Genomic DNA, 16101 nt, shown 5'->3' on the forward strand with positions numbered 1-16101 from the left:
AAAAGAATCGGCTATTATATTTAAATAAATACTCACCAATGTAAACTATTCATGAATGTTTCTCTTGTAAAGGGATTAAGCTTCAACCTTAGATACTCTTTTGAAACCAGTTTTTATTGCTTGTACTATTTCGTTCACAGCGTAAATAGATACCTCGGCATTTGGATTCAATCCTTCAAACCAGTGATAGGCATTTGGATATAAATGAAATTCGACATCAACACCAGCTTGCGCTAGATTGCTTACATAGGTTAATGTTTCACTGCGGAATGGATCCAATTGACCAACAAATGTGTAGGTATATGGTAAGCCACTATAATCCTCAGCTCGAGAAGGTGCTGCATAGGCAGGGATTTGATCCGTTCCATACATTTCTCCTAAATACATTTTCCAACCAGCTTCATTTGCCTTTTGATTCCAAACAAATCCCTCTTTAATTTCATTGGCCGAAGGTGTATTATTTCGGTCATCAATCATTGGATAGAGTGGCATTTGTAAACAAATCGAAGGGTATTTTCGATCTCGGGCTAATAATGATAATGCTGCTGTTAGTCCACCTCCAGCGCTTACTCCTGCAACCCCAATTCGATTCGAATCAATGTTTAATAACTCTGCATTATCAGCAATCCATTTTAAAGCTGCATAACAATCCTCAATTGGTGCTGGGTAAGGGTGTTCAGGTGCTAAGCGGTAGTCTACAGACACGACCACACAGTTAGCTTCTTTTGCAAACCTCATACAAGTATCATCGTTATCGTCTATAGACCCTAAGATATAACCTCCACCATGTATCCATAATAAGACAGGTAAAGGTTCATGATTTGATTTTGGACGATAAATTCTTAATGTTAAAGGATTAGCATCTGGTCCAACAATGACTTCATCTGTTAACGAAAGGGAGTCATCAACAACGGTAGGTGGTCTCATTTGAGCTATTCCTTCTCTAATTGATTGCAAGTTTTCCGGACGTAAATCGAGATCTGGAAACATCTCTAACCCTTGTAATAATTCTGGATTTACTCTATTTTTCATTTTAGCACCTCTATTTGTAATTATTTTCAAATAAATGAAGTGTATTCTAAGTAGTTTAATTGTGAAAGAACACCATAATTAAATTGTAAATTGGATATGTTACAACAGTCAACAGAATATTCAGAAATAAAAACCTTTCTCAAGAAGGAGTTTCACGCAACCAATAATATAAGTAGTGGATTTAGGAACAAAGTGTTTTCATGTCGTTGTATTTATGTACACTTAGTTTTCTAACTAAACCAAGTGATGATCTTTTTTATTTTAATGACATATTGCAAATGATACCTGTTCGAATTCATACTCGGTAAGAATTCATACATTTGTATTCCTTAAATGAAGGTTGATTAATTTTGGAATTGTATAAGAGTTATGTCTTACTTTATTAGTAGCTTCTTTAATAACTGTATGAAGTTCATCCGCTGAATCATCTTTATTTCCAGCTACATGTTTAATTGCATTCTCTCCGCAATATGCTTTCACAATTTCCTCATCAGTATTGATGATACAAAACTTTGCAATTGGACTTTAACTAACTACATATAAACTCCTTATATCTCTAGATAAACTACCGATTAGCCCCATATAAACTCTAGATAACTAAGCTATCAAGGAGGTAAGAAAAAATGAATTTTATGATTGGTCTTATCGAAAATATCTCCTCAACTTCACAAATGATTATTTATATTGTATCGATTGCAGGTGCGATTATGTGAATGTTCCTGAACCACCATACACCGCTGTATCAGGGCTCTTACCAGTATAATAAGTATCAGGATTAAACGCCACTTTAGATTCTTCAGTAAACATGAAAAATGACAAAACTGTAAGAATGCTCGAATGTTTGTAAGAAAGTTCGATGTTTTCCTTTGTCTTTTTTTATTAAAGTAAAAAAGAAGAAAGCGATTTCATAAGAGGTTGATATTTTTAGATGAGTACAAATATCAAAACTATTCATGCAATGAAGGTGTATGGCAATCGGTAAAACACCTTACTAAAAAGGAGGGATTTGAAATGTCTTTTTCTCAATTCAATATTGATATTTTTCGAGCAATTAATGATTTAGGTAAACAATATTCATTTCTAAACTCAACCATGGTATTTTTGGCAGAATATATGGTATATATTTTTGCTTTAATTATTTTAGCTTATTGGTTTAACGGGGTCAGAAAAAGTAGGGTGTTGATTATTCAAGCGATGGTTGCTTTTGTAATTGCTGAGGTGATTGGAAAAATAGCGGGGAAATTTCATCTGAATTATCAACCGTTTGCAGTATTGCCTGATGTGAATAAACTTGTCGAACATGCTGTAGATAATTCATTTCCTAGTGACCATACGATACTCTTTTTTTCGATTTGTTTTTCGTTTTGGCTTGTTCGTAAAAAAACTGGATGGTTATGGCTTATACTTGCATTTTGTGTAGCGATTTCCCGTATTTGGGTAGGGGTTCATTATCCTTTTGATGTTGCAATAGGAGCTTTAATAGGATGTGTTTCAGCATTGTTTTCTTATTGGTTAATACCGAAATTTTCTATTATCAATCAATTGCTTACTCTATATGAAAGAGTAGAGAAACATGTTTTACCATCCAAAAATAATTCAAAGGGATTTTGAATATACAAGTATAAAAAAGACATTATCCTTCCTATAATTCTACAGAAAGGATAATGTCTTTTTCGTTTTATCGATAGTGCAAAATATTAGATTGATAGTGATGTATAGAGAACCCATAGTTAAATATAAGTCTCTTCAACTCTATCCAACCATTCAAAATAGCTTATTTTTTTGTTTTGGAGGTATAGGTTGATGGGCATGTGGTACTACTCCATATAAGAGAACATTAACTTGCTTATATTTTTATTGAAAGGTGCACCTTTTAAAATGACATGATTTCTTTGAGAAGCATATATAGATATTCAGATATGGTTCTCTATGTTTATTGCATAGAAATTACACAATAAATATTTTTTCATGTTACATACATTAAATTAAGCTTAATTTTCTCTTTTTCTATAAGTCCTTTAAATAGATAAACTTCTTACCAATATTCAAAACTGATTACATTTTGGATTGTTTTTTTTGGGTTTTTCAGTTTTTCTTGACTAAGCCAATGAATAACTACACATAAACTCCTTATATCTCTAGATAAACTACCGATTAACTCCATTTAAACTCTAGATAATCTATATAGAATACAAGTTATCAAGGAGGTAAGAGAAAATGAATTTTATGAAACGCGCAATTCTCAGTATGAAAAAAAGGATAGGAACATCATTAATTTTGATGGCAGTATTTCTGATTGTTACAAATTTGGTTCTTTCAGGGTTCACGATCCAAAATGCATCAAAAAAAGCTGCGGATGCAGCAAGAAAAAAACTAGGTGCAGATGTTACTTTAAGTCTTGATTTTGACAAATTAGGTCAACAAGCTCGAGAAACTGGAGAGATGCCTAATCCACCGAAGCTTAAAACAAAAGAAACAGATCAATTAGCGAATTCCAAGTATGTAAAAGACTATAATTACATAGCTAACACTTTTGGTATTTCTGATGGACTTAAACTAGTAGGAGCTTCAGAAGGAGAAGAAGGAAAAGGTAAAGTGGGAATGGCGGCTGTGCGAGGCGGTTCAAGCTCTGGTACAGAAATAGATATGAATGCTTCTTTTATGATTGAGGGGGTCCGCAAGACTGCATTACAAGAAAGCTTTAAAAACGGAAAAAGTAAAATCATTGATGGAAAACCAATTACAGAGCAAATGAAGGATCAGAATGTAGCTTTAATGGAAAAACGATTAGCGGAATTAAACAATTTGAAAGTAGGAGACAAAGTTAAAGTGCAATCAGGGGATAAGAAGGAAACCCTCGAGATTGAAATTATCGGTATTTACGAAACGAATGAGCAAGCAATGGGTCAACAGGCTCCTCCTATTATGGATCCAGCTAATAAACTATATATGCCGCATTCAACTATGAAAAAATTAGAAGTAGACCAAGGTATAAGTAGTGTTCAAGTCGTGTATTTCTTGAATGATCCACAATATATTGATGCATTTAAAAAAGAAGCAAAAAAATCTAATATTGATTTTAATTATTATAAATTAGATGCACATGATTCATTGTACAAACAAATGATTGGTCCTATCGAAAATATTTCTTCTACTTCTCAAATGATTATTTATATTGTATCAATTGCAGGTGCGATTATATTAGGGTTAATCATTATGCTATCAATTAAAGGACGTCGTAAGGAAATGGGAATTCTGTTATCTATTGGAGAGAAAAAATGGAAACTGATGGCGCAGTTCGTAGTAGAAGTAGTATGTGTCGCTATTTTAGCATTTGGATTATCCATAACAACAGGAGCTAAGGTTTCTCAATATATCGGGGATAATTTACTTTCGAGTGAAATTGCTACAGCAAGCGAAGAAACGGACACCACGCGAAATAGTACTGTAATGATGTCTGGACCTGGTGGTACGCTACAAAATCAAAAAGAGGATCCAATTGATAAAATTGATGTAAGTGTAACAGGAGAAGATGTAGGGAAAATGGGGGGGATTGGATTAGCTATTGCTATAATAGCAACGCTTCTTCCGGCATTATCTATTCTACGTTTAAATCCAAAACAAATTCTTTTAAAAGATGAATAAGGAGGCTTCATATGGAAACGATTTTACAATTTAAAAATTTGGATTATTATTATGAAAGTAATGGGAAAAATGTAGCAATACTAGACAATGTCAACTTTTCTTTTCAAAAAGGGCATTTCTACACGATTTTAGGACCATCTGGATCTGGTAAAACTACAACTCTAAGCTTAGGTTGTGGACTGGATGTCCCTAAAAATGGTTATGTACTGTATAATGGCAAAGATATTCGAAAAATTGGTTTGGATAGATACCGTAATCAAAATGTATCTGTAATTTTCCAATCTTATAATTTGATTACTTATATGACGGCTCTTCAAAATGTCCTAACAGCGATGGAAATTACAGGTGTCAAAGTGAAAAATAAGACGGTAAGGGCGTTAGAATTATTAGAGAAAGTAGGACTCACAGAAGTAGAAGCGAAACGAAACGTCTTGCAACTAAGTGGTGGGCAACAACAGCGTGTAGCAATTGCTCGAGCACTATCTTGTAATGTTGATTTACTGATTGCAGATGAGCCGACAGGAAACCTCGACGAGGAAACCACAATGGATATAATAGAACTGTTTCAAGAACTTGCACATAAAGAGAATAAATGCATTATTGTTGTGACGCACTCACAGGAAGTTGCTAAAAAATCAGATCGTGCAGTGTATTTAAGTAAGAAGAAGTTGGTCGTAAATGAAATCTAATATAAACATCGTAGCTGTTCAATTCACATAATTTTCAAAATGTAGCCCTTTCAAAAGCTTATATTTGATTTATAATAAAATCAAGCCATAATCAAAATGGTCTCCCTGTACTGAATGTTAAAATAGTTTGTTGTTCCCGTTTTAATAATATAAGAAAAAGAACTTGTAGGATATTCTACAAGTTCTTTTTCTTATAATTGGTTACTTATATCATGGGATAATCACACATAAAAAACGGGACGTTACCTAGATATATAATCTAAATGCTGTCCCGTTTAACTGTGTATCTGTATAGTTATTGCAGAATTAAACCTACAATCATAATTAAACTAAATACTATTATCCAACCAAACGCACAATAGCCAAAAATTCTAATCCATTTAGGTAATTGATTCATGTTAATTTTATTTGAGGGAACTCCCTGCATAGAAAACATCATTTTTTGATCTCTATCTCTATTATTTTGTTGTTCATACATAACATCATAACCTTTCCAGAACTATTGTGTTTATAGTATATCAGCATGAAGAAAATTATGTACAGAATAAAAGGGGATAACTTAATATTATGTGGTGAATTTTATAAATACTCAAAAAGAGCCCTACATAAATAAGACTATGTTTCTTCAAGTATTAACTTGCTGGATATGCATTAGAACCAAGATAGCGTTCTTTTATAATTTGAAGATGATGAAGCTCATGACCAGCAATGATGTATGCTAATGCACGAACTGTAACTTCAGAATTATTCGCATTTCCTCTTTGTGACCAAGCTTCTTTATCTAAGCTTCTAAGTAAATACACGGTAGATTGGCGAACAACTATTAAATTCTCAAGAAGATCTTGCATAGATTGCTTATCAAAAGCAGCTCTAAGAACATACATATCATCATTATAGCCTGGAAGTTCTGCTGTCTCGCCTCGAGCAATAGATAGCAAACGATACGCCATAATACGTTCTGTATCTGCTATATGACCGATTACTTCTTTTATACTCCATTTAGTAGGAGCATACCGGAAAAGTCCCTCACTATTAGAAATTTTCTTTAATAAAAGATTCGTTTTCTTCATTTGTTGTTCTAGAATATGTATGATATTTCCGTCTGATACCAAGTTGGTATACGTTGCATAATAGGAGTTATATTCACTTACCTTTGGTCTTATTTGCATACGAATCATCCTTTATATTTAATCATTACATATAGTTTATCATAAAAGAGTTCCAAATTAATCTGAAAGTTTGATTTCACATTAAATAGAAACAACAATGAATTTACAATGCGTATGTGTAAACACCTAAATAAGTTTGATATACAAATAGAGTCCCATATGAATAGGACCCTATTTCTCATTTTCTCTATACAGCTAAAGGTTTGTTGGGGGTTTTTAAGTATTTTGTAAGTTTTCATAATAAATCGAAAGAGCTTGATTTCACATTAAATAACAAACATGAATAGGAATTTACATTTAATTCGCAGGATACTTCTCATTTACAAGATCTTCGATGTTATTTGCTTCTTTAATTTCTTTTGATGATAACCAATTTGTATTTCTTGTTCCAGACTTATTTTTTAAATTGATGTCAAAGTTTTTCGTATTTAGTTCTTCTTTAAGGATTGTGGTTACTTTGATTAAATCCTCAATTAAAGGGGGATTATTTTCAAATATAGTATTGGTGGTATTAATAACTAAAGTCACTATATATTTTCGATATTTTTCATCATCCGAACTTGAATACGTAATACCTTCAATTGAAAATCGATCGTTTTGCATTTCATGTAATTTTTCTTCTACTTTGGTCTGCGTTCTAATCCAATTTTTCCAGTATTCGTTTATTGGGTCTTTCATTGTGGATTTCATTGTTTGTAACAGTTCTTCTTTTGTTGTTACTCTTTGTACATTTTTAAAAGGTCCACCTAAAGATCTACCAGTATGATCTTTAATTTCTAGTTCTGTTATCTTTTTATTATTCTTCTGAATCAGTTGAAATAGGGCATATAAACGATCTAATTCTACGGAATCCAATTGGCTAAAGTCAATCTCGTTACTCATTTGCAAAGTTAATAGCAACTCATCTGTTGGGCTTCCTTCTTCTGGATTTTGATTATCCAACATATATTGCAGAACATTTTCATTTTCATTTTCCACGTACCCTAACTTTTTCATTTCTTCTAGAGTTGGTTGGAATTTCTGATATGCCTCATATGTTTTTTTTCCATATTTGTATTCATCACCTACTATATATGAATAGAGGAGGCCTTGTACCTTTACTCGAAATTTGAAATTTTTGTTGTTTTTTTCTTGCACAGTATGATAAGTATTACCACCATTATTTTCATTTATCGAGCTCCAATCTGTTACCACAATATCGATACCGTGTTTTTCTTTTATATATTCTTGTACCTCAGATTCATTTTCTTGATTACAACCACTTAAAAATATGAAATATACTACTAGTAATATTACATTTTTTATGCTTTTCATATAAGCACTCCCTACGTAAGAATTAACTCTTGAATGTGCAGCACAATGCAAAGCTGTCTTTTCCTTCGTCATTTACTCTAACTTTTATACAGTTTAAACTTTAAATGATTAGAGCCTTGATGTTTTTCGCCCATATCAGCCCGAACATTACTGTTTTGAAATACAGAAAATTGATTTGTTTTAATCTCTTTTTAAATTCTACAAGTATATGATTTATCAGGTTCATCTTTACACTGTATTTTCATATCGTAAGAACAATTGTACAATAAAAATTGATTATATTAATAAAATATCCCTTCCTTTAAATCGATACGGCGGAATTTATCAAAGAAAATGCTTCGTTCTACCAAATTTTCTTTACGATTAAATGCTTGATATTGCGATTGTAGGGGAAGATGAAAGGTTTTTAGGCATTCTTACCCACGCGAGAGTGAGTGAACTACTACAAGAAGCGTGGGGAGATAGGTACACACTAACCCTTGGGACAATGGAACATGAAGGTGCTCTACAACGGTTAACAAAAGCAATCAACAAATATACAACAATTAAAATTTAGTAATTATTGAACCCTAATAAGTTTATACTTACTACAAAAAACAAACAAACTCGTCCCACTAAGAGGGGAGTTTGTTTGTTTTTTGTTTTGATAATGGAATTTTCATGCAAAATTCCACACTATGTTCCATATTTTTTATAGAATACTTTATATTTAGCGTTTCAAGAATTTGTTTAACAATATATAGCCCCAAACCACTTCCGCCAGTATTTCGATTCCTTGATTTTTCAATTCGATAAAATGGTTTGAAAATTTGTTGTATATCTTCATCTTTAATATTGATACCTGTATTTATAATTTGCATTTTAATTTGATCTTGTTTAGAGTCCTTACTTAACTTTATATAGACTTTTTCATTATGTGGTGAATACATAACTGCATTATGGATAATATTTTTACATGCTTTTTCAAAAAGTACACGATCTGTATAAACAGAAAGGTCAGAGTCAATTTCTTTTATTATTTGGATGCTTTTTTGAGAAGCGAAAAATTCGAGATCTTTTGTGATTGTACCTATTAACTTTGAAAGATTAACTTCTTCTGTTTTTAGTTTAAAAGTGTGTTGTTCTAACTTTGACATACTTAAAATTTCACGAACTAATTGTTCCATACTTTCAATAATTTGATGATTTTTCTTTAAATATTGATCACGATTTTGATAAGGACCAATATTGTATATCATCCCTTCTAAGTATCCTTTCATTACAGTAAGAGGGGACTTTAATTCATGTGCTACAATCGCAAAAAACTCTCTGCGTTTTGTTTCTATTTCTCTTTCTTTTTCAATATCATTTTTTAATTGTTCATTTGCTTTTTTTAAATCAAACATAGCTTGTTGTAAGTTAATAGACATGTCATTCAAACTATTAGATAATTCTCCTAACTCATCTGTGGAGCGAACCTCAATTTTTTCGGAGAAATCTAAATTTGCCATCTTTTGTGCACCCTCATTAATATAAATAAGTGGCTTTGTAATAAACCTGGAATAGAAATAAGCACTCCCTATACCAATTACGATCACAATGATACTAATATAGGGGAGAAAGCGCGCTAATACTTGCGAAGCTTCATCAATCGGTTGAAATGTTGCGAACACTACAAGCGTTAAACTACCATCTTGGAATTGAATTGGTTCCGTAACATTATATGAATTGCTAATGGTACCTGCATTCTCAAATCGTGCTGCTTTAGTAACTACTGTTGTTTGTGTACCACTTTGAATAAAAGAAAATGAAGGCGAGTAAATAATTATTCCTTCTTTATTTTGAAGCGAAAGCATCGCGTTATTTTTTTTTGCGTATTCATCAAAAAGTGGTATCGCATCTTGAAACGTAAGATCTTTGGATTTATCAATTATTTCTTTTATCCCTGTTTGAAGTTGATCTGTTTTGTATTGCTCATAAAACGTAGGGAGAAAGAAATATAAAGTTAAATAAATCAACACTGCAAAGGATAACAAAATGAGAGATGTAGTCATAAAGAGTTTATAAGTAATTTGCTTCATCTTCATGATTTTTACAATTCTATTCATCAATTTTATAACCAATACCCTTTATTGTTTTAATATAGGGGATAGCTAGTTTTTTACGTAGATTTTTAATATGTGTATCTATTATTCGTGTTTCTCCAAAATAATCGTATCCCCAAACTTTTTCTACGATATTTTCTCTTGTAAGTACTTTTCTTTCATTTTGAAATAGTAGTTGTAGAATTTCGAACTCTTTTGTCGTTAACAAAATTTCAACATCATTTACATATACTCTATATGCATCAACATCAATGCGCACTTCTTTAAATACCAAATAATTATTTACATTTTTATCATAACTTCTTCTAAGTACAGCTTCGACTCGTCTAATCAAAACATGAAACGAAAAGGGTTTTGTTATATAATCATCAATCCCAAGATCGAACCCTTTCATTTGATCTTCCTCTTCTTCTAACGCAGTTAGCATAATAATTGGTATGTTTGACTGACTTCGAATCATTTTAGCAACTTCAAATCCATTAAGATTGGGCATCATTACATCTAGAAGAACTAAATCAAAGGATTGCTTATTAAATTGTGTCATACCCTCTAGTCCATCTGAAGCAACTACCACTGTATACTGTTGTGTCATTAAAAATTGTTTAATTAATTCCTGAATTTCTTGATCGTCCTCAACCACGAGGATATGATAGTTTTTCATAATATCACCTCTGGTAGTCATTATAGCCGTACTATCTGTAGTTTATGTGGAGATACAGTAGGAAACTTCATAGGACGTTTAACGTATTAACTCCATTTTCAAGATTGTGTATTCTCCATAAAAAAGTATTATTACCCATATTCCTTTTTTATGGAGAAATATTTGTCTGCTTGAAAAAACTTATCATATAAAAAGCTGAACGATTAATATTTTTAAAAAAACAATGTATAATAATGTGAATTGTATGTAGTTTTTTTAACTGTTTGAAAATATACTTTCGATACTTTACTAGAAGGAGAAAGGGAGATGAATTTAAATATAAAAGAAGCCAGCGAAATTCTAGAGCGTACGCCACAAAATTTTTAGTTTTTTTGCTAATTTAGTAAAGGCCTAAGGTGCGAACAAGGGATTATTAAATCATGTGAGAAAGGTTGTGAAATTATTTGATGGGTTATAAAGCGATGCTGTTTGATTTAGATGATACGTTACTTGATAGGGATAAGGCAGTAGATAAATTGTTTTTATTTGTTTTAGAAAAGTGTTATGAGGATGTTAGTGATACAGTCAAAAACAATATGTTACAGAAATTCAAAGAATACGATAAAAGGGAATACGGCATTAGTGATAAAACGATAGTTTTAGAATCATTATTTAATGAATTCGCGCCGAAATATAGATTGCCACACAATTATATCCAAGATTTTTGGAATGAAAATTTCCCTAAATGTTTTTCAATAGACCAAAATACTATTCATTTCTTAAATCATATAAAGAGGCACTTTAAAATTGGAATTATAACAAATGGCTCAACGCATAGACAAAAAGCTAAAATAATTAACACGAATTTAAACAATTACTTTGATACTATCATTATCTCTGAAGAAGTGGGACTTAGTAAACCTGATAAACGTATATTCGAACTAGCATTAAACAAGCTAAATGTACAACCAGAAAATACTTTATTTGTTGGGGATGACTTAGAAAAGGATATTGCTGGTTGTCAAAATGCAAATATAAAGGGCGTATGGTTTAACCCTCAGATAATCAAGAACACTGCCGAAATACAACCGTATGCCGAGATTAATACTTTGGATAGTTTGTTGAGTTATGTTAAACCACAATATTTTTATAACAAGTAAAACCAATCTCGATATTTAATAATTTCATTGACCGTATTAGTACTATAAATAATCTATATTTGAAATAAAAAGAGGCTATTTTGTTCGCTGTATCTAATTTGAACTATGATTAAAATGAAGAGCTGCAATACAAATTTACTCATACTGTGTAAGTAATAAAGGGGTGGGACTATGGAAATAAAGAAATTAGTTATCGATGGAATAAATATTGCGGTCATAAAAAATGATAAAGTACTAATATCCGATGTTCAAACTGCGTTGGATCTTATGGCAACAGTTCAATATGAAGTAGATGCGAAACATATTATTATCGACAAATCATTAATAAGTGAAAAGTTCTTTGACTTAAAAACACGCCTTGCGGGTGATATTCTTCAAAAGTTTATAAACTACAAGGTAAAGATTGCTATTATTGGAGATTTCTCTATGTATACGAGTAAAAGCTTAAAGGATTTTATTTATGAATGTAATAAAGGGAAAGACATTTTTTACTTAGCAACTGAACAACAAGCAATTGAAAAACTAAGTACATTGAAGCATTAATAATACCATAGTAAAATCTCCCTCTTTTTCATGTCGCTTATTATTTACAACATATAAGAACTGATGTTTGTGGTAAACTAAGAGATGAATAAAGGGGGAGTTTTCTTGTACAATTTTAATGATACAATCCGAAATTTAAACAATTTAGTTTACAAACCTAACAATTTAATGCTTACGAATCTAAAAGAAGAAAAGCAAAACGCAGAATATGTAGGATGTTTATTTCACTTAAATAACAAAACTATCCGTTTTAGAGTATCAAAAATTACGCCTAATAAAATTGGTCAATTTGTTTCTTTTTGGGAGAAAGATGACAATATGCAAAATCAAGCTTTTTCTTATAACGCTGCTCCTGAACTATTAGTTATCACTTGTATAAATGATAATAAACTAGGGCAATTTATTTTCCCTAAAGAAATTCTTCTTAAAGAAAAAATATTAAAAACGCAAAGTCAAAAAGGGAAGATGGCTATGAGAGTTTATCCAATTTGGGATACCCCTGTTAGCAACCAAGCTAAAAAGAGCCAAATATGGCAACTTCAATATTTTGTTGATTTAAGCGATCATAATAATTTACCTATAGATAAACTATTAAATTTGTATTTGTAGCTTCTTTTTTTAAGTAATCTTGTGAGTTAGACTTTTTGTACCGGTACAGTTAAACGAAATGTACATTGTTTCAGTACCCCATCAAATTTACAATTAGCATATACTATAGTAACTTATAAAATTTAAGGGGTGCTGCCTATGACAAGTCTACAACATAAGCTTTTTACAAGATTGAAGCTTGCAAACCGTGCTGAAATGAAGTTTGAAGAATTAAATACAATTCTCTTTGCATTTGCGCACACTATACCATTTGAGAATTTAGATGTTATAGCACGTAATGCAAATACAATTACTATGGAAAATTTACAGAATAAAATTTCAACTACATCCCGCGGCGGACTTTGTTATGAATTAAATACTCTTTTTTACTACTTTTTAAAAGATTGTGGTTATGATGTACAACTTGCCCTTGGTACTGTATATAAAAATGATATAAACGCATGGGCGCTTGAGGATGGACATATAACGATTATTTTAAATTATGCTAACGAACGATACTTAATTGATGTAGGTATTGCTTCATTAGTACCTCTAGTCCCTGTACCTTTTACTGGCAAGTCTGTTTCTTCTAAAAATGGTACGTATCGAGTGAGACGAAAAGATACGAGTAAAGGGAATTACGTTCTAGAAAGAAAAGATATTAACGGTGAGTGGAAAGTTTGCCATGCTTTTTATAATCGTATGATTGATGAGGCAGTAGTGAATGATGTTCAAAAAAGAGTAATAGAAGATGAGAAATCTATTTTCAATAAAGGACCCATTGCGGTCAAATTAACAGACTCTGGCCATGTCTCTTTAACGAATACAAGTTTAACTGAAATGATTCATGGTGAAAAAACGAAACGTGAAATTACAGAAGATCAATATATAGAGCTTTTATATACTTTATTTGCAATTGAGTTATGATAAAACAACTAGCCGGTTCTTATTCAGAACCGGCTATTATATTAATTTTGATTTAAAATAACTATTAAAGTTTAATTTTCTTAATAGATATAATACACTAGAACGGTATGAAAAAGTATGTACAATGAATTTTGAATGTAAAGGAAGATTTTCATGTCAATTATTGATAAATTGAAACTTAATAAGTATACAAATATGGTCGTAATTCATGAACCTAGTGATTATGACATTTTTACAGGGAAAGAAACTGCATTTTCAAAAGAACACGATGCTATTTTTATTTTTGTAGAAACACTTGATGAGATGGTGAAACAAACGAATTATATTATTAATAATGAAGAATTACTAATTGAAAAAGGCTACATATTCTTCGCATATCCGAAAAAAGGTAATTCTCGTTACAGTACGTTTATTCACCGTGATGAGATGTTTCCTGCATTAAGCGTTGGCGAAGATGGGTATGTAGGACAGAGTGATATTAAATTTGCACGAATGGTAAGTATGGACGATGTCTTTACTGTTGTAGGCTTAAAGCGTGAAAAGAAAAAAGAGAAGAAAACGCCTACTATGAGTCAATGTGTTGCCGATTATGCAGATCGTATTAAAGATGTTGAAGCATTATTGGCTAATCATCCAAATGAACTTACGTTTTATCAAAGTTTAACACCTGGATATCAAAAAGATTGGGCACGTAATTTGTTTTCTGTAAAACAAGAAAAAACACGCGATAAACGTCTTGAGAAAATGATTGAAATCCTTTCACAAGGCTATAAAACAATTGAATTATTCCGTAAGAAGAAACAATAACGATAAGGAAAGTCACAATGATGCAACAATTAATTACACTTAGCACATTGAAAAAAGAATTCCTTTCAGTATACTAAAGTATGTTCTTATATTTAAATAATTAGCAAAAGAGAAAAGGTGTTTGAAATGAAATCGTATATTGTAGTTGGAGCTGGGATTTTAGGAGCGTCTACTGCTTATCATCTTGCTAAAGCATGTGCGAACGTTACTATCGTGGATCGCCAACAATTAGGTCAAGCAACTGATGCAGCGGCTGGTATTGTATGTCCTTGGCTTTCACAGCGTCGTAATAAAGCATGGTATAAAATCGTTAAAGGCGGTGCACGTTACTATTCTTCGTTAATCCAACAATTAGAAGAAGACGGTGAAACGGATACAGGTTACAACCGTGTAGGTGCAATTAGTTTACATACTGACGAGAAAAAACTAGATCAAATGGAAGAACGCGCTTATAAACGACGTGAAGATGCACCAGAGATTGGAGAAATTACACGTTTATCAGCTGAAGAAACGAAAAAATTATTCCCAGCATTATCAGAAGAATACAGTTCTGTTCATATTAGTGGCGCTGCACGAGTAAACGGAAGATCATTACGTAACGCATTAATAAGTGCTGCGAAAAAACATGGTGCTACGTTTATAAAAGGAGATGCTATATTAGTTCGTGAAGGGAATCGTATTACTGGAGTTACAGTAAACGACGAAACAATTGTAGCAGAAAAGGTAATTGTAACTGCAGGCGCATGGGCGAATGAAATCTTGAATCCATTAGGAATTAATTTCTTAGTTACATTCCAAAAAGGACAAATTGTTCATTTACAAATTGAAAATACAGCAACAGAAAATATGCCAGTTGTTATGCCGCCAAACGATCAATACATTTTAACATTTGACAATGGTCATGTCGTAATTGGAGCTACCCATGAAAACGAAACTGGCTTCGATCATCGTGTAACAGCAGGTGGTTTACATGAAGTATTTCATAAAGCATTAACAGTTGCGCCTGGTTTAGAAGATGGTACTATGCTTGAAACGAGAGTTGGATTTAGACCATTTACACCAGGATTCTTACCTGTTATTGGACCACTGCCTAACTTTGAAGGTATTCTCATTGCGAACGGATTAGGTGCTTCAGGTTTAACTGCCGGTCCATATTTAGGGTCAGAGTTAGCTAAACTAGCACTCGGACAAACAATTGAATTAGATTTAAACGATTATGACGTTGCGGGTGCAATTGAATAATAAAAAAGATTAGGATTCGCTCCTAATCTTTTTTATTTGGGGTAGCACGACATACCCATCAAGCTAATATTTTTAATTACTCCCATAAAAAAATTATGCATCGTTGACTACAGATAAGATGGTTATGTTAATTGAAGACAATTGATTTTAATCGCGAAATTTATATAAAAAAGATAAAATGGAAGAGTCTTTGAAATATTTAGATGAAAAAGTGGGCGAGATAATATAATTGGGTACAGCCGAGATACGTGTAAAAATAGG

The 16101-nt window shown here is 31.9% G+C and carries 16 protein-coding genes; 9 read left to right on the forward strand and 7 right to left on the reverse strand.

The features are described 5' to 3' along the window. Positions 1–75: 75 nt before the first annotated feature. Entirely contained in the window at positions 76–1032 is a 957-nt protein-coding gene (locus MNO09_RS16945; protein ID WP_000797653.1) for an alpha/beta hydrolase, read from the reverse strand. A 312-nt stretch (positions 1033–1344) separates the two neighbouring features. Continuing rightward, positions 1345–1512 carry a hypothetical protein gene (locus MNO09_RS16950; protein ID WP_000649299.1) on the reverse strand — a complete coding sequence of 56 codons (168 nt, stop codon included), beginning with the start codon at positions 1510–1512 and terminating at the stop codon, positions 1345–1347. A 531-nt stretch (positions 1513–2043) separates the two neighbouring features. Here MNO09_RS16950 and MNO09_RS16955 point away from each other — a divergent pair. The 3 genes from MNO09_RS16955 (at position 2044) to MNO09_RS16965 (ending at position 5366) form a co-directional block, all read left to right on the forward strand. Then, positions 2044–2643, forward strand: a complete 600-nt coding sequence (locus MNO09_RS16955; RefSeq protein WP_000010593.1) for an undecaprenyl-diphosphatase — start codon at positions 2044–2046, stop codon at positions 2641–2643. 606 nt (positions 2644–3249) lie between these two features. Next, entirely contained in the window at positions 3250–4677 is a 1428-nt protein-coding gene (locus MNO09_RS16960; protein ID WP_001010228.1) for an ABC transporter permease, read from the forward strand. 11 nt (positions 4678–4688) lie between these two features. Beyond that, on the forward strand, positions 4689–5366 hold the full coding sequence (locus tag MNO09_RS16965; RefSeq protein WP_000447850.1) for an ABC transporter ATP-binding protein: 678 nt from the start codon (positions 4689–4691) through the stop codon (positions 5364–5366). Positions 5367–5661: 295 nt separating this feature from the next. Here MNO09_RS16965 and MNO09_RS16970 read toward each other — a convergent pair whose 3' ends face one another. From MNO09_RS16970 to MNO09_RS16990, 5 genes are all read right to left on the reverse strand, one after another. Next, complete coding sequence (locus MNO09_RS16970) at positions 5662–5844, reverse strand: hypothetical protein (RefSeq protein WP_000273229.1); 183 nt, start codon at positions 5842–5844, stop codon at positions 5662–5664. Between the two features lie 154 nt (positions 5845–5998). After that, positions 5999–6535, reverse strand: coding sequence for a DinB family protein (locus MNO09_RS16975; RefSeq protein ID WP_001167129.1), 537 nt, complete (start codon positions 6533–6535; stop codon positions 5999–6001). A gap of 297 nt (positions 6536–6832) precedes the next feature. Further along, positions 6833–7849: a hypothetical protein gene (locus MNO09_RS16980; protein WP_000835940.1), complete on the reverse strand. Its 1017-nt coding sequence runs from the start codon at positions 7847–7849 to the stop codon at positions 6833–6835. Between the two features lie 614 nt (positions 7850–8463). Continuing rightward, complete coding sequence (locus tag MNO09_RS16985) at positions 8464–9936, reverse strand: sensor histidine kinase (protein WP_088107277.1); 1473 nt, start codon at positions 9934–9936, stop codon at positions 8464–8466. Continuing rightward, complete coding sequence (locus MNO09_RS16990) at positions 9929–10594, reverse strand: response regulator transcription factor (protein WP_000800743.1); 666 nt, start codon at positions 10592–10594, stop codon at positions 9929–9931. The genes MNO09_RS16985 and MNO09_RS16990 overlap by 8 nt, the downstream gene beginning before the upstream one ends. A gap of 446 nt (positions 10595–11040) precedes the next feature. Between MNO09_RS16990 and MNO09_RS16995 the strand changes: the two genes are divergently transcribed. The 6 genes from MNO09_RS16995 (at position 11041) to MNO09_RS17020 (ending at position 15840) form a co-directional block, all read left to right on the forward strand. Beyond that, positions 11041–11733, forward strand: a complete 693-nt coding sequence (locus MNO09_RS16995; RefSeq protein ID WP_000540707.1) for an HAD family hydrolase — start codon at positions 11041–11043, stop codon at positions 11731–11733. A 171-nt stretch (positions 11734–11904) separates the two neighbouring features. Then, positions 11905–12276, forward strand: a complete 372-nt coding sequence (locus tag MNO09_RS17000) for a DUF4180 domain-containing protein (protein ID WP_000403433.1) — start codon at positions 11905–11907, stop codon at positions 12274–12276. 84 nt (positions 12277–12360) lie between these two features. Then, complete coding sequence (locus tag MNO09_RS17005; protein ID WP_078183525.1) at positions 12361–12885, forward strand: MepB family protein; 525 nt, start codon at positions 12361–12363, stop codon at positions 12883–12885. Between the two features lie 138 nt (positions 12886–13023). After that, on the forward strand, positions 13024–13791 hold the full coding sequence (locus tag MNO09_RS17010; RefSeq protein WP_000202759.1) for an arylamine N-acetyltransferase family protein: 768 nt from the start codon (positions 13024–13026) through the stop codon (positions 13789–13791). A gap of 153 nt (positions 13792–13944) precedes the next feature. Beyond that, positions 13945–14598 (forward strand): YdeI/OmpD-associated family protein, encoded by a 654-nt coding sequence (locus MNO09_RS17015; RefSeq protein WP_000022224.1) that lies wholly within the window; start codon positions 13945–13947, stop codon positions 14596–14598. Positions 14599–14724: 126 nt separating this feature from the next. After that, a complete protein-coding gene (locus tag MNO09_RS17020; RefSeq protein ID WP_241950027.1) occupies positions 14725–15840 on the forward strand; it encodes an NAD(P)/FAD-dependent oxidoreductase in 1116 nt (371 codons plus the stop codon). The last annotated feature ends 261 nt before the right edge of the window (positions 15841–16101 follow it).

The organism is Bacillus sp. N5-665 (assembly GCF_022637375.2).
Lineage (GTDB): Bacteria > Bacillota > Bacilli > Bacillales > Bacillaceae_G > Bacillus_A > Bacillus_A wiedmannii.